The organism is Paenibacillus thalictri (assembly GCF_004307995.1).
Lineage (GTDB): Bacteria > Bacillota > Bacilli > Paenibacillales > NBRC-103111 > Paenibacillus_AF > Paenibacillus_AF thalictri.
Genome location: NZ_SIRE01000003.1, coordinates 153,226 through 175,558, shown reverse-complemented (window position 1 = coordinate 175,558; position 22,333 = coordinate 153,226). Strand labels below are relative to the sequence as shown.

General features: G+C 52.7%; 16 protein-coding genes. 2 read left to right on the top strand and 14 right to left on the bottom strand.

Annotation, left to right across the window (positions count from 1 at the left end):
• Window positions 1-237: 237 nt before the first annotated feature.
• Genes EYB31_RS02950 through EYB31_RS02940 form a run of 3 tightly spaced genes read right to left on the bottom strand, consistent with a single transcriptional unit; the run spans window position 238 to window position 4,467 of the window.
• Entirely contained in the window at window positions 238-1,515 is a 1,278-nt protein-coding gene (locus EYB31_RS02950) for an ABC transporter substrate-binding protein (RefSeq protein ID WP_131011781.1), read from the bottom strand.
• The gene (locus EYB31_RS02945; protein ID WP_131011780.1) at window positions 1,512-2,732 is read right to left on the bottom strand and encodes a response regulator transcription factor; all 1,221 of its coding nucleotides are present in this window, start codon (window positions 2,730-2,732) and stop codon (window positions 1,512-1,514) included. Before EYB31_RS02945 ends, EYB31_RS02950 begins: the two co-directional genes overlap by 4 nt.
• 13 nt (window positions 2,733-2,745) lie before the next feature.
• Entirely contained in the window at window positions 2,746-4,467 is a 1,722-nt protein-coding gene (locus EYB31_RS02940; protein ID WP_165452177.1) for a sensor histidine kinase, read from the bottom strand.
• 240 nt (window positions 4,468-4,707) lie between these two features.
• Here EYB31_RS02940 and EYB31_RS02935 point away from each other — a divergent pair, with 240 nt between their 5' ends.
• Window positions 4,708-5,664, top strand: a complete 957-nt coding sequence (locus EYB31_RS02935) for a glycosyltransferase family protein (RefSeq protein ID WP_131011778.1) — start codon at window positions 4,708-4,710, stop codon at window positions 5,662-5,664.
• Here the strand turns inward: EYB31_RS02935 and EYB31_RS40050 are convergent.
• The 9 genes from EYB31_RS40050 to EYB31_RS02890 all read right to left on the bottom strand — a co-directional run bounded on the left by EYB31_RS40050 (window position 5,636) and on the right by EYB31_RS02890 (window position 18,667).
• Window positions 5,636-7,618 carry a glycosyltransferase family 2 protein gene (locus EYB31_RS40050; RefSeq protein ID WP_165452175.1) on the bottom strand — a complete coding sequence of 661 codons (1,983 nt, stop codon included), beginning with the start codon at window positions 7,616-7,618 and terminating at the stop codon, window positions 5,636-5,638. The genes EYB31_RS02935 and EYB31_RS40050 overlap by 29 nt on opposite strands.
• Window positions 7,619-7,694: 76 nt before the next feature.
• The gene (locus EYB31_RS02925) at window positions 7,695-7,919 is read right to left on the bottom strand and encodes a hypothetical protein (protein WP_131011777.1); all 225 of its coding nucleotides are present in this window, start codon (window positions 7,917-7,919) and stop codon (window positions 7,695-7,697) included.
• A gap of 109 nt (window positions 7,920-8,028) precedes the next feature.
• Window positions 8,029-8,631: a histidine phosphatase family protein gene (locus EYB31_RS02920; protein WP_131011776.1), complete on the bottom strand. Its 603-nt coding sequence runs from the start codon at window positions 8,629-8,631 to the stop codon at window positions 8,029-8,031.
• Between the two features lie 19 nt (window positions 8,632-8,650).
• Entirely contained in the window at window positions 8,651-9,283 is a 633-nt protein-coding gene (locus EYB31_RS02915; protein ID WP_131011775.1) for a histidine phosphatase family protein, read from the bottom strand.
• An 84-nt stretch (window positions 9,284-9,367) separates the two neighbouring features.
• Window positions 9,368-11,986, bottom strand: coding sequence for a CehA/McbA family metallohydrolase (locus EYB31_RS02910; RefSeq protein ID WP_131011774.1), 2,619 nt, complete (start codon window positions 11,984-11,986; stop codon window positions 9,368-9,370).
• On the bottom strand, window positions 11,983-15,414 hold the full coding sequence (locus tag EYB31_RS40045) for an alpha-mannosidase (RefSeq protein ID WP_165452174.1): 3,432 nt from the start codon (window positions 15,412-15,414) through the stop codon (window positions 11,983-11,985). Before EYB31_RS40045 ends, EYB31_RS02910 begins: the two co-directional genes overlap by 4 nt.
• 58 nt (window positions 15,415-15,472) lie before the next feature.
• The gene (locus EYB31_RS02900) at window positions 15,473-16,303 is read right to left on the bottom strand and encodes a carbohydrate ABC transporter permease (protein ID WP_131011773.1); all 831 of its coding nucleotides are present in this window, start codon (window positions 16,301-16,303) and stop codon (window positions 15,473-15,475) included.
• Between the two features lie 13 nt (window positions 16,304-16,316).
• Window positions 16,317-17,261 carry a carbohydrate ABC transporter permease gene (locus EYB31_RS02895; RefSeq protein ID WP_131011772.1) on the bottom strand — a complete coding sequence of 315 codons (945 nt, stop codon included), beginning with the start codon at window positions 17,259-17,261 and terminating at the stop codon, window positions 16,317-16,319.
• Window positions 17,262-17,275: 14 nt separating this feature from the next.
• On the bottom strand, window positions 17,276-18,667 hold the full coding sequence (locus tag EYB31_RS02890; RefSeq protein WP_131011771.1) for an ABC transporter substrate-binding protein: 1,392 nt from the start codon (window positions 18,665-18,667) through the stop codon (window positions 17,276-17,278).
• A 491-nt stretch (window positions 18,668-19,158) separates the two neighbouring features.
• Between EYB31_RS02890 and EYB31_RS02885 the strand changes: the two genes are divergently transcribed.
• Window positions 19,159-20,415, top strand: a complete 1,257-nt coding sequence (locus tag EYB31_RS02885; protein WP_131011770.1) for a sialidase family protein — start codon at window positions 19,159-19,161, stop codon at window positions 20,413-20,415.
• Window positions 20,416-20,436: 21 nt separating this feature from the next.
• On the opposite strand, the gene EYB31_RS02880 is transcribed toward EYB31_RS02885, so the two are convergent.
• Both EYB31_RS02880 and EYB31_RS02875 read right to left on the bottom strand, forming a co-directional pair.
• Window positions 20,437-21,201, bottom strand: a complete 765-nt coding sequence (locus EYB31_RS02880) for an SDR family NAD(P)-dependent oxidoreductase (RefSeq protein ID WP_131011769.1) — start codon at window positions 21,199-21,201, stop codon at window positions 20,437-20,439.
• A gap of 288 nt (window positions 21,202-21,489) precedes the next feature.
• Window positions 21,490-22,239: a MerR family transcriptional regulator gene (locus tag EYB31_RS02875; protein WP_131011768.1), complete on the bottom strand. Its 750-nt coding sequence runs from the start codon at window positions 22,237-22,239 to the stop codon at window positions 21,490-21,492.
• Window positions 22,240-22,333: the final 94 nt, after the last annotated feature.

Genomic DNA, 22,333 nt, shown 5'->3' with positions numbered 1-22,333 from the left:
GAAGTGAGCGAGATTATTCCGGAGAAGCGTCAGCGTTCGCTTTTGTCCCCGAATTTCGCCTGCCATAAGCGGGTATAATCCAAGAAATTCGGAGACAATCGGCGATCGGAGGAATAATTCGCTCATGCAGCGTTCACTTTTTCAGCAGCCTCCTTTGGTCGCGGCTTGCGCTTCAACCGGAAGGCGATGCTTTTTTCAAATACGCGATACTTCGCATAACCACATTCATACGACGTGTTACGGAGCGTTTGTTCCCTGGAATTGCTTCTCCCACTGTTTGACAAATTCGTCCACATTGACGCCCGGCTTTGAAGCGAATTGCTGATACATCTCAAACTCTTTCTTTTTGGCTTCGCCCGTGTACAGGAACACATCCCCGGTTATTTTACCGGCCTTCTGGTAGGCAAGGATGTCGTCGATCATCGGCTCGGATTTGGCCGGAGCCGCGTTTTTCATCGCCGGGATCGCGGATACATGCGTGCTCCAATCGTTCCAGCCTTCGGGAGACAACATGTAGTCGAACAGCTCCAGCGCCTCCGCCTTATGTTTGCTTTGCGAAGTAATCATAAACGCGCTGTCCGGGCTTTCGAAAATTTTGTTTTCATCCGGATTGTCGGAAAATGCGGAAGCGAAAAATCCGAAATGGCCTTCAGGGTTATTTTTGCGGATATCCGTCAAATTGCCCGAATGCAGTATCATCATCGGAAATTTGCCTCCGGCAAACGACTGCAGCGCCTGATATGCATACATGCCAAGCTCGTCGCCCGATTTGTAGGAAAGCCGCTTGGCAAAACGGGCCAGCGTATCTCTGAACTCCGGATAGTCCGACAGCTTCGCCGCTCCGGATTGAATGTCGAGGAAAAAGTTCGGATACTTCTGAGCGGCAATAACCCGCCATTCGCTCAAAAATTCCAGCCGGATCCACTGCTGCTCTTTATAAGTTCTGGCGAAAGGCGGTATGCCGTTATTCCGAAACGTCTCCATCACACGCACATATTCGGAGTACGTCGCCGGCACCTCAAGGCCGTATTGCTTAAACATGTCTTTGTTGTAAAATACCCCAAGCGTAAATACGTCCTCAGCTATGCCGTATATCTTGCCGTCGACGGTCATCATCTTTTTCACTTCATCGGTCATGCGGTCGACAAACGGTTGGCCGCTCAGATCGAATATTTGTCCCGCCTTTACGATGTCCGTGTATTCGCTGACCTTCCCGAACACAATGTCGGGTGCGGCGCCGGAAGCCATCTTTGTCTTAAGCAATTCGGCATATTGGACCGTGCTGGTCTGCTGGATATCAAATTTGATGCGCGGATTCCGCCTTGTCACGGAATCGGTCACCGCTTTTAACGCATCGGGATGCGAGCCGTCCATAACATGCATAATGCGCAGTGTTACCGGTTGTCCGGCTGCGGCCTGCTGTTGGACGTCGGGAGCGACTTCCGTTGAAGCGCTGCACCCGGCTGCGGCCGTCAAGGCCAATAAGCAAAACGGGATGCCCCATGCCGCCTTCACTCAATAGCCCCCTTCTGATATTCTTTGGGCGAGCAGCCGGCGTATTTTTTAAACACCTGATAAAAATAAGCGTAATCCTTGAAGCCCAACATGCCCCCGACCTCGCCGATGCGGCATTTGGGGTCCAGCAGCAGGCGTTTGGCCAGCTGAATTTTCCCCCGGCTCACTAGTTCGGTGAACGTGTCTCCGGTATCTTTTTTAATCAAGCTGCTTAAGTAGCCGGGGCTGATGTCAAACAACGCCGCCGTATGGCTGAGCGTCAGGTCCTCTTTAATATGCTCGGAGACGTACTTTAATACGTTTCTGGTCAACAGGGAATAAGACGCATCCGCCGCTTCGGCATAACGGTACGGCTGTTCCCGCCAGCTCCGGACCGTTGCAGCATACACCACGTGTGTTTGCGCCAAATCGCTATAGCCGGCGCTGCAAGCCGCCTCTTCGCCGGCATGCGGCTCAGACACCAGAGCAGCGTGAATTTTGGCGACGATGCCGGAAAATTCCGGTTCCGCTACAGATCCGGAATGAAAAGGATACAGCAGCAGGATATGCACCTCATCCGACAATAACTCGACACAGCTCAAGGACCGGGCAGCCGCCATCGACTTGACTTTAGCGACGCTGTCGTTTTGTTTCTTGGCGCGAATCAACAGCAGCGCGTACACGTTTGAATGCAGACCCAAGCTGTCGGCGGTTTGGCGTGTTTTGCCGCTATCCGTACAGTCCTCGTTAACCAGCTGCCGCAGAAAATCTTGGCGAATCAGCGGAAGCGCATCCTGGACCATTCCCGCCAGCTTTTCTTTTTCAATCTCGACATGGGCGATTTGCCGGTGTTTCTCCCGGAACGCACTCAGCTCTTCGACCGCTTTGCGGATCGATTTCTCTAACTGATCGTCGTCAATCGGCTTGACGATCAGATCGGCAACCCCCGTCTGAATCGCTTTTTGAGCATATTCGAATTCCGCATAAGCGGTAATGACGATAACTTTGCTGCCGGGGAGCGCGGAACGTATCGCTTGGATCATGTCCAAACCGTCGATGCCGGGCATTTTGATATCCGTAATAATAAGGTCCGGCGCGTTCGCCAGTATCCGCTGCATGCCCTCCATCCCGTCGCCGGCCTCGCCTACGACCTCGCAGTCCATGCCCTTCCAGTCCATCGTGCTGCGGATCGCTTTTCTTATTAAGGCGTTATCGTCGATTATCATCACTTTGTTCATCTGCTTGAACCCCCTACGATACTTTGGCGTGAAGCGGCAGCGTCAGCCGCACAGTCGTTCCCTGCTGCACAACCGATTGAATTTCAAATCGGCAATTTGTTCCGTATATGAGCATCAGCCGCTCGGCTACGCTGCGAATCCCCACACGTGTATGCTTTGTATGCTGCAAGCTCCCGTGATCCTCCAGCCTGCGGAGCGCTTCCACCTGATCTTCCGTCATGCCGACCCCATTATCTTCGATTTCGATGCAGCAATAGGCGTCCTGCGCATAAATCCGAATGTGAATTAATCCGTTACCCGTTTGTTTCTCGATGCCATGAACAATGCAATTCTCAACAATCGGCTGCAAAATAAAATTGGGAATCGTCGTGTCCCGTTCCTGCAAATCGCATTCATACCGCACTTCAAGCCGGTCTTCGTAGATGATTTTATAGATGGACAAGTAATTTTTCACATACTCAAGTTCTTCCTCAAGCGTCACAAACTTGCTTTTCTTGCGGATGCTTTCCCGCAATAAATTGCCAAGCGCAATGACCAGTTTGCTGATTTCTTTATTCCCGCTAATTTTGGCCAAACTATTGATCGACTCCAGCGTGTTGTACAGAAAATGCGGATTCATCTGAGCTTGCAGCGCGTTATATTGAAATTCGAGCATTCTGTACTCCGCCTGCTGCTTTAACGTTTGCTCCTCCTTGACCTGCTCCATCAACTCCCGGATCTTCTCCGACATCCGGTTAAATTCTTCGGCCAGCAAACCTACCTCGTCTTTGCCTCTGGGACGGATACGGACTTCGAAATCGCCTTTCGATACCGAACGGATACTGGACAGCAGCAGTTTGACATTGCCCGATATATGGCTGGAGATCAGCAAAGCCAATACCGAAGCCGCAATGACCGCAGCCGCGAAGGTCAGCACGCTCCAATAACGCAGAGAATCCAAATTGCCGGTAATGTCTTTCACAGGAATCCTATTCAGCAAAATCCATTCATTGTTGGGCGACGGAACCGTCGAGGAAATAAAGGCGCCGCTCATGTTTGACGGCAGCTCCCCGGCCAGAAGCTGGCGTGCGATGCCGGCTTCCGTGTCCTCCTTGTACAACATCGGTTCTTTGTGCGAATTCAGCACGATAATGTCGCCCATCGGCCGTGAGCTTGGTTGATTGTATACGTCGGCCAAATACTGTGCATCGACGCCAACAATGAGGTACCCTATGTATTTTGTCGTTTCGATATCGTACAATGCGCGTTCCAGATATACCGTGTCCTTGGAGCCCTTCGCCCAGCGGGCCGCTCCCCATAATTCGCGCAGCTCGCCTTCCAGCTCGCTCTTCCGCTGCCTGTCATCAGGTTTAGGGTTAGGCTGACCGTCTCGGCTGATATAATGTTCGTTATACCGCTGATCGACAATCAGCGCGGATTGCACATATGGCTCCAAATAATTAAAAAAATTAAGCAGCGCGTTGGAAAACGAGATCGAGTCGGCATCGGCGCCTTCTCTTACATACTTGTACAACATTTGATCCTTGTATTGGGCAAATATTTTTTCGTCGACATACCGTGCTTTGTTTTCCAAATTCACCGATATTTGATTTAACGTATATTTCGATTGCTCCAGCGTATTTTCCTTGATCGTTAATGCGCTTACATTATAGTTAACAACGCTTAGGATCAAGACCGTAAACAGAATCGTGACGACAAATGACAGAAACAGCTTATGTTTGATTTTTAAATCCATATATGTGCCGGCAAGCCGCATGCCCCTTCTCCTTTCCTTACTGGTCTCATTATAGACATAGGACGATTCGCGATTCAAGATATTTAACTTCCGTTGTGCTCCATTTTTGCCGGGCCACGCAACTTGAAGCTCGTTTCTCGCCGCCGCCCGAACCATTCCGCTCTCCCTCACTTCTGTGTATCACTATTGGCCCCCATGAATAAATTAGTATGTGACCAGCGGGTATGAAGGAGAACGGACATGATACCGAGAAAACGGATTTTATTTATTACTCACGACTTCAGCAAATATGTGCAAAGAAGCTTTCATTATTTTGCCCTAGAGCTTGCCAAGCTGGCGGATTTGACACAATGGCACGAGCCCGGACACATCCGCGATATTTTGGACCGGCTGCCGTACAAGCCTGATTTCATCCTGATCAACGAATTGTATCAGGGTGGGCGTGGTCATAGCCCCGCTATTCAAGGTTTGGATCAATTGGCTATCCCCTTCGGGGTAATCGTTCATGATATCCATAACAGAAAAAAAGAGCGGGAACGGTATTTGAGTTCGAACGGCGTACGGCATATTTTTTCCATCTACAGAGATCCGTTTCTCCAGGCGTATCCCCAATTTGCAGACCGGCTTCACTGGTTTCCTCACTTTGCGGATACCAACGTATTCCGCGACTACGGACAGCCGAAACATGTAAATTATATGCTGCTCGGCTCAACCGCTCCAACGATATACCCGCTCAGATGGCACATGCTGAATAAACTGAAATACCATTCCGGCTTTTTTCACAAAAATCACCCGGGTTACCGTAACTTCACGGTTGATGAGGAGAAAGACATTTTGATTGGTGAAACTTACGCCCAAACAATCAATCAGGCTAAAATTTTCCTGACATGCGATTCTGTCTTCCATTATCCCGTACGTAAATATTTTGAGGTTCTGGCCTGCCGGACTTTGCTGCTTGCTCCATACGTTCAAGAATTGACGGACTTGGGATTTGAGCCGGATAAACATTTCGTACCGATCACCAAGGATGATTTTTATACAAAAGCCGAATATTACTTAAACCACGAAGCGGAACGGCAGCGGATTGCGGATGCCGGATTTCATTTCATACACAATCATCATTCCGCCGCCATTCGTGCCAAGCAGTTCCTAGGCTGTGTAGAGACCATCATGGAGGCGGAAGAAGGGGGAAATTAAGCAATACTTCGCAACCGGCGGTTTCTCCCCACTTTTTGGCTTTTTCATACAGCTTGGCGTTTTCCAGATAAAGCTTGTCAGGCAAGGGATACAACGCTTCTTTGGGAGGATTGCCGCTCAGTTGCTCCAATGGTATGCCTCTTATATATCTCCCTCTTTCATTCACCCCATCCAAAGTAAACACGACGACAGAACATCCTCGCAGCAAGTATTCTTTGCTTTGTTCTGCAATACGGTGTTTCACCCGTTCCGTAAGCTCATCCCGTGATGCTGACGCAAGCACAAATAGATGTTTTTTCCGCTGTTCGACCGGAACAAGACGAAACTGAGGCCAGCCTTCAGCATTCAAATGCCATTCAATGACACAATGCGTCTGCTCTGTGCCCTTCCATTTATGAAAAAAATATTGTACCAAATACACTCTGATTTCGGCATACTTTTCTCTATTCGACAGCGAAAGATTCGTGTCATGAAGACGGTAATGGTAGAACTCCCGGTCGATATACAGAAACTTAAAGTGCTCCGCCAGTTTATAAAACATCTGCCGGTCTTCCATATAACGCCCATGGAACGGCACACTCAAATCCCAGCCGCCCACCGCCCGGACCGATTGTGTCCGGTAAAAACGGGGTACCACCATCCACCTGTACAGCAGCACATCGTATTTATCCGTAAACTCGCGATGCTTAAAGGGGGGATCGGTTATGATGCCGTCCTTTTTCTTCTTATGGTAAATCGAGTTTCCGTAGGCCAAGGCTGTATGTTCTCCGGCTTGCTCCATCCCGCCCAGCAATAAGCTTAACGTCTCCTTCTCGATCCAATCGTCCGCGTCTAGCTGCATAAAATAAGGGGTGGTCACCAGCTTTAATGCATCGTTAAGAACCGGGCCAATCCCTCCGTTGATCGGACGTTTCACATAAGTAATCCGATGGTCGCTCCAGTATTCGCTCAGCAGCTCTTCCGTCCCGTCAGCAGAAGCATCATCGATTATGAGCAGTCGCCAATCCTGCAACATCTGGTCCAGCACGCTTTGTACGGCTTCTTTAATAAAAGGAGCGCGGTTGTAGGTCGGCATAACGACCGTCACCTTGGGCCCTGGAGCATCCGTTTGATCGGCGTTCGCCGCGGTCTCGGCGGGTTGCCGTACGGGAATACCCTTACGTTTAGGCAGCAGCTTGCTCAGGTGCAGCCAGCCTTTAATCCTTTCAAATACGGGCTCATATTCGTCGTTCCACATCTTTAATATTTTCGGATACACATATAAACGGGTTTCTTCGAATTTGACGATGTTCTTGGCGCCGGAAATATTGGATTCATGAAGCCTCAGGTTATATAAAACAATGTCAACGTGATGGAAGCGGTACTTGGCTATCAGTTTAAGCAAAATATACCGATCTTCCATAAAACGTCCCTGATGGGGATCGTCCAGCTCGAAGCCGCCAACCTCACGTACGGCTTGCGTGCGGAAAAATCTCGGTCTGACCATCGGATGATACAGCATAAAATCATATTTGTCTGTAAAGGTCCGGTACTTCTCTACCTTCTTGGCTTGAATGCGGCCTTTTTGCTCAGACCAATGGATGCTGTTGCCATACACAAGTCCTGTCGAATCGTCTTGGTTTTCCATCTCATGCAGCAATATGTCCAAAGCCCGTACGTCCAGCCAATCGTCGGAATCCAATATGACAAAATAAGGCGTCTGAACGAGCTGCAGCGCAGCGGCAAGATTAGCCCCGGTTCCGCGATTTTGGGCAAACCGTATATATTCGACTCTTGGATCGGAGAGAAAAGGCCGGGCCGCCTCTTGAGTTTTGTCAGTGGAAGCGTCATCGGCAATGATCAGCTTCCAGGCTGCGAAGCTTTGTGCCAGCACGCTTTTAATGGCAAAAGGTAAATACGCCGCGCGGTTGTACACAGGAATGATAACAGTAATCTTAACCTTGTCGTCGTTCATATGATCCCTCCCGTAAACAGGTTGGAGAAGAAACAAGCAGTCCATTTATTTTATTACGTATTCATATAATGGTTCCTTATTTCAGACTCGCTCGGAGAATTGGATCATCGCTTCCGTCCTCGGTAAAATCAACCCTGCCGAAATAAGCGGATGCCAGCAATTTCTGCAGCCGTTTCCGCCGTTCCACTGCTTTTTCCCAAAAATCGATAGACAGCGAAATATCGACCTTATTGGCCGCTTGCTCCGCCGGATCCAGCCCAGCCTTATGGGCCCAAAACAATTTTTTTACATAATTTACCATATATATTTCCAAACCAAGCCTTTGCTTCTAGCCGCGTCTTGTTTTTTTTATTTGCAATATTTCCACCAAAAAAATAAATAAAACACGCCTCGTATTGGCGTGTTTTTCGCTACCCGCTCATCTCTTTCATGCCTCCCAAATATTGAAGGCGCGTCCGCTCCGCTTGCACGGAAAGATGATAAATACACCCGTTGTTTTGGTGAAAGTACACATCGCTGTCGCCGTCCAGCCCCAATGCGGCCAGCAGCAGATGGCGGTTGAACCCGCCATGGGCGAATACTGCGACCCGCTCCCCGGAGAAGCGGCGAACCAGTTCCGCGTATACCTCCCTTGCCCTGCGGTTGCCCGTTACCGCCGTTTCATCGCCCGGGTAAATCCAGCCGTCCGCTTCCATCTCCTCGGGGAACACCGCTTCGGGATAAGCAGCCTTCAACTGCTGCCGCGCCGGGCCGACATAGAGTCCTTTGCTGCGGACTTCATAGGTGTTTTTCCATATTTCAATCGGCATCCCCAACTTGCGGGCCAGAGGCCGCGCCGTTTCGATCGCTCGAACCAGCGGACTGGCGATAATGCGATCCAGCGGCACACGCGCCATGCAATCCGCAACCTCCGCAGCCTGCCGCCGGCCAAGCTCGGTCAGCTCCGCATCCGGCATATCCTTTGTGACCAGATTGCCCTGCGATTCGCCGTGGCGAATGATATACAGTTCCATCGTCAACCTCCTTGGGCCGTTAATTCAGCTTCGGTTTCTTCACATTTTCGTGCTCCAATATGACCCGCGGGCCGCCCACATAATTTAATACCGTTCGATCCGGCTGCACCGTCAGCCAAAAGATACTGCCGTTATCATTATGAAACGAAACGCCGTTATGATGGCTCAATCCCAGCGCGGCCAGCAGCAGGTGGCGGTTAAAGCCGCTATGGGCAAACAATGCAACCCGCTTACCCATAAACCGCTCGCGCAGCCGGGCGTATACCGCTTTAGCGCGGACGGCGGCCGTGTCCTCGGTATCGTCGCCGGAACAAAACCAGCCGTCCTCTTCTATCTCCGGTCCGCACACCGTTTCCGGGTACATTTCCGCAAGCCGCTGCGGGGACGGCCCCTTGTAAGGGCCTTTGCTGCGGACTTCACACGTGTCCTTCCATACTTCAATCGGCAAGTTCATCCAGCGCGCCAGCGGCTGCGCCGTCTCTATGGCCCGCATTAAAGGGCTGGATACAATATAAGCGACATTGGCCGTTTTCATGCCTTCGCATACCTCGGCAGCCTGCTGCCTGCCAAGCTCGGTCAATTCGCCGTCCGGCATATCTTCCTTAATCAGATTGCCGATCGATTGGCCGTGGCGGATAATAAACAATTCCATGACGGATCAGCCCTCTCTGCCTTATACAATTTTTTCGCAGTCCGTCGGCGGCAAAGCGGTATCGAAGCGCCGCTGACGCCTACGCTAATGCCGGTGATGCTCGTGTGTGGCGTGACGGTGGTAAATATGGCGCTCATGCATCCGCCGATGCAGCGCCGAATGGGCGCTGTGCAGCGTATCGAGCAATTGCTTGAAGATGCGTTCATCGGCCCTTGTCGCCAGCGTTTTAATATATGCGGTCGAACCTTCGATTTGCTCAAGAATGGTGACGGCGTCAGCGGCCCGGAAGGCAGGTTTGCCGTCGACTTTCACAAATACAGCGCTCGAATGGGCGGTAATGATTTCCGCTTGGCCGGGGTAAGCCCCTCTAATCCGCAGCGCAATCCAGCAGCTTTCGCTGACATTTACCGTCCACGCCCCGGCGCAACTGGGCTGCTCGCCATCCGCTGTCTTGCATTCACGTTGCTCGCCGTTCACCACCAGCTCAATTCTGGTAATCGGCACGGTCACCGATGCGGCATGCCAGACAACATCGACCGTCCCGCCGGAAGCCGCCATTTCAATCGTTGCCCCCGCTTCACAGCCGTTAACCGTAAAATCCATCAGCGGCCCGTAAGTGACAAACGTCAATCCCTTACGCACCGACCGCATCCAGCTTTCATAAGTGAAAGGTTCGCCCCGGATCAAGGAATACGTGCGGATTGTCCCTACGGCAGTCGACTGCGACATCTTGTCGGTCCCCGCCACCGCGGGCACCTGGTAACCGCAGTTCAGATAGCGGTACCAATCGGACAACGAATACGGGCTGATTCCGCTGACCTCGAAGGAGCATATCTCCACCGCGTCAATTTCCCCAAGCACGATCGACGCAGCCCCCTCCGCACGCGGATTGGGCAGATGGGGCAGCACAGCTAAGCCAAATTTCTCGCGGCACATGCGCGCCCACTGGGTAATCGTCGCCTCCAGCGGATCCCCCAGCGCCGATTCATCGGGACCGCCCGTACATAAAGGAAGGATCATGCTGCCCTCATAACCAAGCAAAGAAATATGGCCGAGAATGTGCTGGCGGTTCTCCGTGCCGACGCGGACCAAATATTCGCCCGTGCCGCCGTTTTGCACGCTGCCGATCGTCGTTTTCCCATCGAAATCGCCGATATTGCTGAACATCTCGCCCCACTGGCTGGTCAGCAAATTGACCACGTTAACCCCTTCCGCTTCACCTTCGAGCAAAGCCGTCTGCGGGGACAAAAAATGCACATGCGTATCCGCGGTCACCCAGCCCTTCTGCCGCCAAGGCAGCACCCGTTCCAATTCGACGATAATCTCCGAAGTATGTTCGTCGATCACGATGCGCTTGCGGATTGGGGTGATCTCCAGCCCTTTAGTCACTTCAAGAAATACTTCGCCCCGGGGAAGCTTGTAATCCGCTTCACCGTTGATATATACGGAATAATGGAAGCCGTTTACATGCTCGGCACCGTAATCCTCGAACCAGCGCGGGTTAGGCTGCCGGTGACCGTTCACCGGAGCCACATATTCGCCCCATCGGCCATGAATATGCACTTTGGCCGCAACCGGCTTGTTTGTGCTTTTCTCCAGCACCCGCAAGCGGACAGGCAACGTTTGGCTTTCACCAAATTCCGCTTCGCCGCGCCGCTCCCACTCACGGATAGGCAAGCTGACCGGACGCGCTCCCCGCACATGCAGGCAGGCGTCGGGATGGGCGGTGTATTCCACAATCCACTCGTCAGCCGAAGGCACAGGCTGCGGATCGCGGCTTGCCCCGCACCACCGCTCGTTATCGTATCGGAGCATGGGCGTTACGGAAATGACCGCTCCCATATCGATATAGATGTCCGCTTCTTTTCCGTAATGGTTTAACGCAGCGGCGCTTTTCAGCTTCAGCTTTTTTCTTTCGCCCCAGCGCAGCGGATGGGAAGAGGCGTTAGCTCCGGTGATGCCAAAAATAAATGCCGCGCCATCTACAGGATGCAACGTCAAGGCAATCAGCAGCTTTTGCGGATAAGGATTTTCCAATGCGTACAGCCAGTGGTGCATCGGGCTTCCTTCCCCCTGAAACGTCGTAGCGATTTGCGTTTTGCCCCACGGATACGACGCCATGCCTTCCCGCTCCAGCGATTTGTCGGGAATCGCAAACGGCTTCAGGTGCTTCACCGCTTCGAAGCTGTTCTCCCCCCATGCCGTGTTGAACTCGCTGATCTCGTAACGCCGCCGGATCGGCACCTCAACGCGGGTGCCGTCATCATAGTTCAACACGTAGGTGCAGACAACTTCCCCTAGTCTCGGCGTGCCAAGCATCGGGCTTGTCATTCCATCCGGCTGCGCCGGGCTTTCCTTGAAATCGGCGGCATGCACAAACACAAGCTGTCGGTCATGTACACCTCCCGGCAGCGGGATATGCACGTCGGCATCCTTCAACAGGATCACATTGGCCGGGTCAGCAGCAACAGAAGGCACCGCAGGTGAAGTCGGTTCGGATCCCGGGCTAGCGGCGGCATCCGATTTTTCGGCTGCACCGCCGTCCGGTCCAAGCAGAAAAGGAATGCCCCACAACTCCTGCTCGCCGGTCAATAAATGATGCCGGTTGGCAACGACCGTCTGCGAGCAATCGTCTACGGTTAAAGCGGCAATGTTCTTGTTGTACACGGAACGCAAATTGATTGGTATCTTCCTAATCGTCATGTCATTTTCATCCTGATTCTGAAAGTTTTTAATTCATATGGCTTGAAATACGCCTGAAAATGATGAACGTCGGCATCCACCGGTTCTTCTTCCCGTTCCATCAGGTTGACTTCCTCGACCAGCTCCATTTCCGCATAGCTGCTGAAAAGCGCGCTTCCGCGTTTGCCGCCGTACTCGTAGCAGCGTACAATCCAAGCGTCGGCATCCTCCGCTTTCTTGATTGCGTCAACCGCCACATGATTGCTTTTGCAGCCAAAAAAGCTGAGCTTCCGCGGCAGCGGAGCTTTCCCGGCAGAGGCCGCCGCCGTCCGCGGCGCAGGCGCACCGCCGTGCCCGGGTGCCGAACCCCCGGCCGCTACCGCCTCTCCATGCACTGATGCTGCAACCGGGCAAACGACCAGCGGCGTATTCAGCCGCTGCGCTTGTCTTTGCGTGCCGGCCTCAAACCAGTCGCCGGCATGCGGCAGCAGCGAATATATAAACTCATGTTCGCCGATATCCGCCGTCGCGTCCGGACTGATCGCCGCTTTGATCAGCGTGATCCGCATCGTCCGGCCGATGACGTCATGCCCGTATTTGCAGTCGTTGAGCAGACTGACCCCGTAATCGCGCTCCGACAAATCAATCCAGCGCTGCGCACACGTCTCAAAACGGGCAAAGTCCCAGCTGGTGTTCCAATGCGTCGGCCGCTCGACATTGCCGTATTGAATTTCGTAAGTCGCCGTGGTGGAACGGACGTTAACCGGGAATGCCACCTTCAGCAGCTGCTGCGGCTCGTGCCACGACACCTCGGTTACAAAGTCGATCCGCGGATCGGCCGCGTAGAGCGTCATCAGCTGACGGATCTCCGACCTGCCGTAAGACCAGATGAAACGGACCATCCCGCGGAGCGGACCCGCCTCCACCACCTCCACCGATTTTAGATCATCGATACACCGGGTTTTTTCATAATAAAAAATATCGATATCCCAAGCGTCGTGTGCCGCCGGCTTATCTTCGTGCACATCGAAACGGTTGGCCGTTTCGCCCGGCGCAAGTACCTCGCGGTCGTTGACCTTATCGTAGAGACGCGTCAGCTGCCCGGTTTCGTTCCATTCCAGCACGTAATAGGGCGTAGTTGCGCAGGATTCGGTGATAGCCATTGGCCCGACGGGTTGAGCGGCAGAAACTCGGCCATTCGATTCCGCTTGATGAGCCTCTATTTCATCTTTTGAAACAAACGCATATCCAAGCGCCGGAACCTTGACTTGCACAAGCTGTCTATCCGTCTTTCCAGCCACACCAGCGGGCGCGTCTGACGCTGCACCTGCGTCTGCATTTGCGGCTTCGACCTCGTTTGCCCCTACAGCCGCAGTTGTGCCTGCCGCCTCATCCAAGCCCGCAATTACGGCTGCCTCTGCAGCTACATTATCGGATTTAGCTGCTACCCTATCTTCGACAGTACCTGCCCCTGCAGCCGCAACCGACTCAAGCTCGATCACCTCTTCGCGGTCCCAAGGCAAAGCGTTAAACAGCAAATAGCCCGCTTCACCCCCCGTATCAATGGACTGAGCCAGTCCGTGCAAGCTTTCCCGCAACGGCGCCTGCGCCAACCGCTCCGCTTCCGCGTACTCCATATGGCAGTCCTCGTATACCTCGGCAATGGACGATCCCGGCAAAATGTCGTGGAACTGATTGCGCAGCACGATAATCCAGCTGTCGTACAGCGCCGATTGCCGGTAACCGGAGAATCCGGCTACCGTGCCGTAAAACGTCGAAGCCATCTCCGCATTGCGCAGCAAGTTTTCCATATGGCGGTTCATCTTTTTGTTGTACGCCTGTGATGTGTACGTTCCCCGGTGCAGCTCCAAATACAGCTCGCCGTCCCAGCGGTGCACATACCGGTCCGTGGAAGCAACCCGCTCCTCCAGCTTGTTGAAATATTCATCGGCGCGGCCTGTCGTTACGGTGGGCAGTCCCGGCATATGCTCAAGCCGCCTTCTCATCTCCAGCATCGTGCGGGTCGGCCCGCCGCCCCCGTCGCCGTAACCAAAGGACAACAGCAGCTCGTTGTTGATTTCTTTGTCGCGGTAATCGCGCCATATGCCCTTCACCGTCTGCGGCAGCACATGGCCGTTGTACGTATAAAACTTCATGATGCTTTCCGGGCTGCGGAACGGGTCCGGCGTCGTGATAAAATGGGTGAGAATTTCGGTGCCGTCGATGCCCGACCAATAAAACGTATCGTGCGGAAAGCGGTTATACACGTTCCAGCTGATTTTCGTCGTCATGAAATAACGCAGCCCGGCTTTTTTCAAAATTTGCGGCAGCGCCCAGCTGTATCCAAACACGTCGGGAAGCCATAAATATTCGCAGCGCGCGCCGAAATGCTTTTCGAAAAAACGCTGCCCGTACACCAACTGCCTGACCAGCGACTCGCCGGATGGAATATTGCAGTCCGATTCCAGCCACATCGCGCCGCCCGCCTCCCAGCGGCCTTCCTTGACGCGTTCCGCGATTTGCGCGTAGATGTCCGGATAATCGCGCTGCAGATCGTCGTACAAGTGCGGCTGGGTTTGCAAAAACACGTATTCGGGAAACTGTTCCATGTAGCGCAGCACCGTGGAAAACGAGCGGGCCGATTTCTCGCGGGTATGCTTCAGCCTCCACAGCCAAGCGACGTCGATATGCGTATGGCCGATGCAGCGCACCGTCACCTCACCCGTCTTCGGAATATCGCGCAGCTGCTCGTGCAGCTTGCGGCAGGCTGCGCTAACGCTGGCATAAAAGGCGGCGCCGCCCGGCTCGCGCCAGTCGAGCAGCAGGAACGCCCGGTCCAACGCCTGCAGCAGCCTGTCGTATTCGTAGCCGCTTGGCTCCACGACAGCCAAGGTGTGAAGCGCGGCCAGCGCCGTGTAGTACAAATCGTCGCAGTCAACGTCAAGCACGGCCAAAGCGGAAGTTTTCACTTCATGCTCCAGATCGCTGCGGATGCCGGTATTGCCGTTTAAGCCCGACCATATTTTGAACAGCAGCTGCACCTTCTGCCCGCTCAGCTCAGCGGGAAAAAACACTTCCTGATGGTATCCGCCGACGCCCTGAAACGGCTTGCCGTTGACATACAGCAGCGACTCGAAGCCGGAGGTGTGCCCGCCGTTGGTTTTGCCAAAATCGAATAAACCAAGCGTCCGCAGCCCCGCCCATTCGGCGGGAATGACCGCTTCGGCCCGCATCCAGGCCGTAACGTCCCGGCCTCTCCAGCGATCCCCGATCCGAATGGTGTTCCAGATCGCCTCCGGCGGCGGCATCACGCCAACCTCCGCTTGCTCATCCACCCAAAACTCGTATTGGGGAATGGGCACATGCTGCTTGTAGCGGTATTTCTCCAGTTCCTCGATACGCCGTTCCAGCTTTTTTTTCGTCAGCATCATCGGATTCATACTGTCCATCCGTTACCATCTCCCATTGTGGATATGCCCTTGTGCGATCGCCCCGGCCAGCCCGCAATCAGCCCTTGACTCCGCTAAACGAGATCCCTTGGATAAAGCGTTTTTGCAGCAGGAAAAACAAAATAATAATCGGCAGCGTCATCATCACGCTGACCGCCATCAGCATCGTCCATTCGGTTCCGAGCTCCGATTGGAACTGCTGCAAGCCCAAGGACAACGTGTATTGCTTCTGATCCTTCAAGTAAAGCAGCGGCCCGAGGAAGTCGGTCCAGCTCGCCATAAATTGAAACAACCCCGTCGTCAGCGCCGCTGGCATCGCCAGGGGCAACATGATGTTCCAGTAAATGCGCCATTCCGAAGCGCCGTCGATCCGCGCCGCGTCCTCCAGATCTTTAGGAATCTGCATAAAGAACTGCCTCATCAGAAAAATATAGAAGGGCACTCCGAAAAAATGCGGCACAATGAGCGGCAGCGGCGTACCGACCCAATTCAGCTCGCGGAAGATCAGAAACAGCGGCACCATCGTCACTTGGCCCGGGATCATCATCACCGCCACCGTCACCATAAACAGCACGTTTCTCCCGGCCCATTGCAGTCTCGCCATGCTGTACGCAACAATCGGACACGATAACACGACACCGGCCGTGCTGGCCGCGGCAATCAACAACGTGTTGTTCCAATACGTCCAGAAGGGGATGTAATTCACCGCTTTGACGTAATTCGACCACTCAAACGGACGCGGAATCCATTCCGGCGGATATGCGAACACTTGGGTAATCGGCTTTAAGGAGGTGGACAACATCCACACAAACGGCGCCATAAAAAACACACTCATCATGACCAGCACAACATGCGCAAAAAGGCGTTTCCATCTCGCGGGTTTGACCATATCTCCACACCTCCTATTTCCCCTGATAATGGACCCACCGTTTGGATGTAACAAAAATAATGCACGTCAGAATCATAATGACGATAAACAAAATCCAGGCCATCGCCGAAGCGTAACCCATCTTTAAATAAATAAAGGCGTTGTTGTACAAATACATCACATAAAACAACATCGATGTGCCGGGCGTCCCCTGCCCTCCCGTCAGCGCATAAGGCAGCGTGAACTGCTGAAAGGCATGAATCATCCCCATGACCAAGTTAAAAAAGATAACCGGCGTCAGCATCGGAATCGTAATCCGGCGAATGCGCTGCGACGCGTTTGCCCCGTCTACGGCAGCGGCGTCGTACAAGTCCTGCGGCACATCCTGCAAACCCGCCAAATAAATCACGATGGCGTTACCGATCCCCCACAGCGACATGAAAATCAGCGCCGGCTTCGACCAGGCAACGCTGCTCAGCCAAGCCGGACCTTGGATTCCGACCCATTCGAGCGCCAAATTAATAAGTCCGAGACGGGGATTCAGAATCCACAGCCAAATGATCGCAATGGCGACATGCGGCACAAGCGTCGGCAGGAAAAATATCGTGCGGTATACCGACATGCCTTTGATTTTCATATTCAGCAGCACGGCGACGCCGACACCGATCACGATGCTGAGCGGCACAAAAATCACGGTGAAATAAATCGTGTTGTAAATCCCGATCCAAAAGCTTTTATCGTTCATCAGATTGCGGTAGTTGTCCAGCCCGACCCATTCCCCCGGCTTCAGAATGCTGTAGGAAGTAAAGCTGTAATAAATCGACAATACAAGAGGCAGCGCATAAAAAATCAATAGTCCCAGTATCCAGGGAGACGCAAACAGCAACCCGTACAGGTTGAGTTTCCTTCCCGCGAGCGCGCCAGCTCTGCTGACCGTCTTCGCCTGTGGATGTGCTCCGCCCGTTATCGCCTTCGACATATGGCCCTGCCTCCTTACTTCGCCGCCTGCTTTTTCGCCAATTCCGCATTCAAATCGTTTGTGATTTTATCCAATATAGCCTGCGGCGTTCCCGCTTTTCTGGCCACCTGATCGGGCGCTTTAAGCAGTTGATCCCACATTACCGCCCCGATCGGCAGCACCGGACGGAAATGCGCGACAGGCAGCAAATCCATAAACTTGCTCAGAACCGGATCCGTTTTGTAGCCCAGCGTATCGTTCAGCTTCGGCGTCACGGCAAGACCGGCGATTCCTTTGTTAAACGTCAGTTGGCCCTCCGGCCCGGTAAAATATTTGATGAATTCCCAAGCGGCGTCTTCGTTTTTGGCCCATTTCGGAATGATCATCGCATGTCCGCCGGACCAGGTCGTGAATTTATCCCCCGCAGGATTCGGAAACGGGAAAACGCCGTATTTCAGATCCGGCTTGAATTTCGTGTATTTCGAAATGTTCGAGTTCGTCCCGGCGACCATGGCGATCTGCCCCGTAATAAACGGGTCAAGCGCATCCGCTCCCGTAGAATCGACAAAGCCGTTGACGTTCTCGATGCCGTATTTGTCGGCATATTTGTTCATCCAGGTCAACGCCTCAACGATCTTCGGATCGTTAGCCGTAACCTTGCCGGTTTTCTCGTCGTAAAATTGGCCGCCAAAAGACCAGCCCCAGCTGTACAACACGCCTTGGCTGTACCATGGGATAAAACCCATCCGCTCGATTTTGTTGCCTTTCATGACGGTCAGCTTTTCTGCTGCCGCATCCAGCTCGGCGATCGTCTTGGGCGGATTCTCGGGATCAAGGCCTACGCTTTTGAACAAATCTTTGTTGTAGAAGATCATTCTTGCGTCCGTATCCAGCGGCAGCGCGTACAGCTTATCTTTGTAATGCGCTTCATCCCAGGCAAACGGATAATAATCGCCCGCCGTAATATTGTCTTTCTTCGCTCTTTCCGTCAGGTCGGTCAGCGCATCTTCCCCGGCATAAGAGCCGACAAGAAAGCGGTCGAAATAAGCGGCGTCCGGCGGCGTTTTGCTGGCGATGGAAATCAGCAGCTTCTGCGATAAGCGCTCATCTTTGGTTTGCGCAACGTACACGCTGTTGACTTTAATGTTCGGATATTTCTTCTCAAAATCTTTGACCACCTGATTGACCGCATCGCCTGCCACACCCGTCTTGTCGTGCCAAAATGTGATGGTCAAAGGTTTGCTGTCGGCGGCCGGTTTGGCCGCATTATCCGCAGCAGCGGCAGGACTGGCCGGCGTTGCGGACGGCGCGCTGCCGCTGCCCGCAGCGGTGTTCCCATTGCCCGTTCCTGAGCTGCAGCCAAAAAGCAATCCGCATAATGAAGCGATCATCATCGTTCTAAACGATACGCTGAATTGGGTTCTCATGCTAAAAACAGCCTCCCTATCCTGTAAATTTGTTGGAATTGCAGGTATTCCGCGATACCGCACGGAAACAAAATTCACACAATTTGCAGTTATTCGTGATGGCCGCACGGCACAAGCATCTAATTGCAGATAAGCTAATCGGGTAATTCATGTTTAAATCCGATCCGTTATTGATCCGCTAACTAACCACCTCTTCTCATCCGTCACATTTTTTAAAGCGCTTACAAATGGACGGTACTGCCGGAGACCCAACTGTTTTTCTCACTGCTTAATTTAATTTAATGATTAAGATATAGTAGCGATCTTTCCCTAATCATTCAAGCTGTAAGTGCAGAATATTTACTTAATCATTAAACTTATCCAAAGTATATACCAGTAACTGGATGAAATCAACGTTTATTTTTGTGCGAAAACCATAGAAATTTTGTAAAAAGAGGTATACAATTACTTTAATTTTTGGTTGCTGGTCCCATCAGAAAAGAGGCGCGCTTATGAAAAGGATAGAATCGTTAGCCGATGAATATATCACTGTATTTGCATCTCCCGATCCAACGCACATCTATTGCTTCAGTCCCGGCATTGCCGTGCTGCCAAACGGCCGGCTGGTGGCGACGCTTGATCTAGGCGGTCCCGGCATGGCGCAGATGGGAGGCCCTTTTGGCGTATCCAACCGGGGCAAACAAGTTCAGGGCCGTGTGCTTGTCTCCGACGACCGGGGCCGGACGTGGCGGCAGCGGCTCCGCTTCCCGTTTATGCATGCCAGGCCGTTCTTCGTAGAGGGCGCTTTATACGTGCTCGGTCACTGCCGCGACTTGATGATCGTCCGCTCGGACGATGGCGGAGATACGTGGTCGGAGCCCGTCCGGCTGACAACCGGAGGCGACTGGCACCAAGCCCCGTGTAATGTGCATATGGCCGGCGGCCATGTTTACCTGGCCATGGAACGCATTTATTACCACGATGTGGCCAACTGGCCCGTCAGCCTGATGGCGCCGGTGTTGATGAGAGGCGCTGTGCAAAACGATCTGACCGACCCGGCGAATTGGACATTCGCCACAACGCTTGTTGCCCGCGATGCGTTCAGCTCGGCTGAGCTCGATTATTTCGGAGTGCCTTTTTATACGGAGCATACCGGACCCAAGACAAGCCAAGCAAACTGTGCGCCGATCGGCTGGCTGGAAACCAACGTCGTACAGTTTACAGATCCGGACCATTGCTGGCATGACCCGACGGGCAGGACGTTCCACTTGTGGATGCGTGCGCACACAGGAGGTACGGGTTACGCTGCCATCGCCAAAGTGGTGGAGCAGGAAGACGGTTCGATGACCACGATGCTTGAAACGGTCCCATCCGGCAAAACGGTCGTTTTTGTCCCTTGTCCCGGCGGGCAAATGAAATTCCATATCTTATACGATGAGCCAACGAAGTTGTATTGGCTGCTGAGCTCCCAAGCTACGGACAGCATGACGCGTATCGACAAGCTGCCGCCAGACCGGTTCGATCTGCCGAACAACGAGCGCCATCGGCTGCAGCTGCATTTCTCGCGCAACTGTATCGATTGGTGTTTTGCCGGTCTTGTATGTATGACCCGCTCCGCGGGGCAAGCACGCCATTACGCCAGCATGGCGATCAACGGCGACGATTTGCTGATCTTAAGCCGCTCCGGAGACGAGCATGCAAAAGACGCGCATAACGGTAACCTGATAACACTGCATACCGTCGCGCGTTTTCGCGAGCTGATCTATTAAACTATGAGCAATATCCTTATCTTACAAAAACATACCGCCGGAAGCTTCGATCCGCTGTGAATTGACCCATCCCATATCGCCGCTGCACAGCGAAGCGACCACACCTCCGATGTCATCGGCTTCTCCCACTCTTCCTAACGCCGTTTGCGAACCGATGTATTCTCTTATCGCCTGATTTTGTTTCAAACGGCCGCCGCCGAAATCGGTCAATATCGCTCCAGGCGCTACTGCATTAACCCGGATTCCCCGGCGCCCCAGCTCTTTAGCCATATATTTGGTCAACACTTCGATTGCGCCTTTCATCGACGCGTATGCGCTGGACCCTTCCATAGAGAAGCGGGTTAAGCCGGTTGAAATATTAACGATGCCGCCTTGCTCGGCAATCAGCGGAACCAGCTTCTGCGTTAAGAAGAAAACTCCTTTAAAATGCACGTTCATCAAGCTGTCAAACTGCTCTTCCGTCGTTTCGAGAAAAGGCGTGTTAATGCCAAATCCGGCGTTGTTGATGAGAAAATCGATATGCTCCCGGCCCCATTTTTCCTTCAGCAAATCTTGCAGCCCGGATACAAATACATCAAAGGAAGATACCAGGCCTGCATCCAGCTGCAATGCGGCCGCTTTGCCGCCCTTATTTGCGATTTGTTCGACTACCGAAGCGGCTTCTTCTTTTTGCGAATGGTATGTGATAATGACATCAATTCCTTTATCGGCCAAAGCAAGAGCGGAATTTCTCCCCAGTCCGCGGCTTCCGCCCGTGACAAGTGCAATTTTACGCTGGTTTTCCATTGCTGTATCTCTCCTTCAAGGATCTATTTTTTTATTGCCGACCGCTTCAAGAATTATGTAAAAGATCAGCGGCTGGAAAACCGGAGAAACGGACGATCAGCGCAGCCGGATTTTAGTAGGGTGTCCTGCTCGGTTACAAACTATAACCGGAGGTAGCTTGCGTGGTTTTTAACAAGTATGTGCATTCCTCGGCTATTTCTGGCCGCTGAAGCAACATGCACACCGCCCGCAACAAAAATCGCCGGCCAGTATCCTTAAGCGGGATACCGCCGGCGATCACCGTTTGTCTTAACCTCTGGCCGCAAATGATTCCGCCGCCGCGCATAAATAATAAGCGAGACCGGTCTGTTGGTCTTCAAGCATGCGAAGATGGAAATCGTCGCCGAGGAAAAATTGGGTTTGCACAGCAAAGTCGGCGGCGGTTATGGTATTGCCGTGCTCATTCAAAAACTCAAGATGGCTGCGCAGCAAACCTGCAATAGGTTCATCATTGTGCTTAACCCCTTCCCGCAATGCATCAGCCATGCCTCCCATAAACGATACGGCCTCCGCCGCCATCGCGTTCATCTCTTGGACATTGATTTGCGCCGAATTTACCATATCAAAATCATAGGTTTGTTTTAAATGTTCATTTTGCTCCTTTAACGCCTCTTTCCACGCATCTTCGCTTGCCAAACCTCTAAACATCTCTTTTTCGTTCATAGTTTCTCCTTTCTTCGAGCAAGAAATGGTGTTTCTCAAAGTTTCAATGATGTTCTCCAGCCTGATCTTGCGAAGCTGCAGCAGCTCATCTTGCTTCAGAAGTACGGTGATTCTGTCCTGCTCCTCGTCCACCAGCTGCTTGATTTGCTCCAAAGTGAAATCCAGTTCCTTGTATACGAGAATTTGCTGCAGACGCTCCAGCTCTTTGTTCCCGTACATCCGATAACCGGATTCGCTGATCTCGTTTGGCATAAGGAGACCGACTTTGTGATAATGGTGCAGCGTTTTGACGGTTGCGCCCGACATGGACGATACCTCTTTTACCGTATATAACATGTGGTTTCGCTCCTTTCTGTTATTGAGTGTAAAGGCTCCCCTGAGAGGAGAGTCAATACATAAGTTTCTTCGTTATTTTCCAGATTCGCTTTAT

What these genes read in the sequence shown, in the direction of transcription:
- EYB31_RS02945 (WP_131011780.1), bottom strand. Translation starts at nt 2,732, where the DNA reads ATGAACAAAGTGATGATAATCGACGATAACGCCTTAATAAGAAAAGCG.
- EYB31_RS02940 (WP_165452177.1), bottom strand. Translation starts at nt 4,467, where the DNA reads ATGGATTTAAAAATCAAACATAAGCTGTTTCTGTCATTTGTCGTCACG.
- EYB31_RS02935 (WP_131011778.1), top strand. Translation starts at nt 4,708, where the DNA reads ATGATACCGAGAAAACGGATTTTATTTATTACTCACGACTTCAGCAAA.
- EYB31_RS40050 (WP_165452175.1), bottom strand. Translation starts at nt 7,618, where the DNA reads ATGAACGACGACAAGGTTAAGATTACTGTTATCATTCCTGTGTACAAC.
- EYB31_RS02925 (WP_131011777.1), bottom strand. Translation starts at nt 7,919, where the DNA reads ATGGTAAATTATGTAAAAAAATTGTTTTGGGCCCATAAGGCTGGGCTG.
- EYB31_RS02920 (WP_131011776.1), bottom strand. Translation starts at nt 8,631, where the DNA reads ATGGAACTGTATATCATTCGCCACGGCGAATCGCAGGGCAATCTGGTC.
- EYB31_RS02915 (WP_131011775.1), bottom strand. Translation starts at nt 9,283, where the DNA reads ATGGAATTGTTTATTATCCGCCACGGCCAATCGATCGGCAATCTGATT.
- EYB31_RS02910 (WP_131011774.1), bottom strand. Translation starts at nt 11,986, where the DNA reads ATGACGATTAGGAAGATACCAATCAATTTGCGTTCCGTGTACAACAAG.
- EYB31_RS40045 (WP_165452174.1), bottom strand. Translation starts at nt 15,414, where the DNA reads ATGGACAGTATGAATCCGATGATGCTGACGAAAAAAAAGCTGGAACGG.
- EYB31_RS02900 (WP_131011773.1), bottom strand. Translation starts at nt 16,303, where the DNA reads ATGGTCAAACCCGCGAGATGGAAACGCCTTTTTGCGCATGTTGTGCTG.
- EYB31_RS02895 (WP_131011772.1), bottom strand. Translation starts at nt 17,261, where the DNA reads ATGTCGAAGGCGATAACGGGCGGAGCACATCCACAGGCGAAGACGGTC.
- EYB31_RS02890 (WP_131011771.1), bottom strand. Translation starts at nt 18,667, where the DNA reads ATGAGAACCCAATTCAGCGTATCGTTTAGAACGATGATGATCGCTTCA.
- EYB31_RS02885 (WP_131011770.1), top strand. Translation starts at nt 19,159, where the DNA reads ATGAAAAGGATAGAATCGTTAGCCGATGAATATATCACTGTATTTGCA.
- EYB31_RS02880 (WP_131011769.1), bottom strand. Translation starts at nt 21,201, where the DNA reads ATGGAAAACCAGCGTAAAATTGCACTTGTCACGGGCGGAAGCCGCGGA.
- EYB31_RS02875 (WP_131011768.1), bottom strand. Translation starts at nt 22,239, where the DNA reads ATGTTATATACGGTAAAAGAGGTATCGTCCATGTCGGGCGCAACCGTC.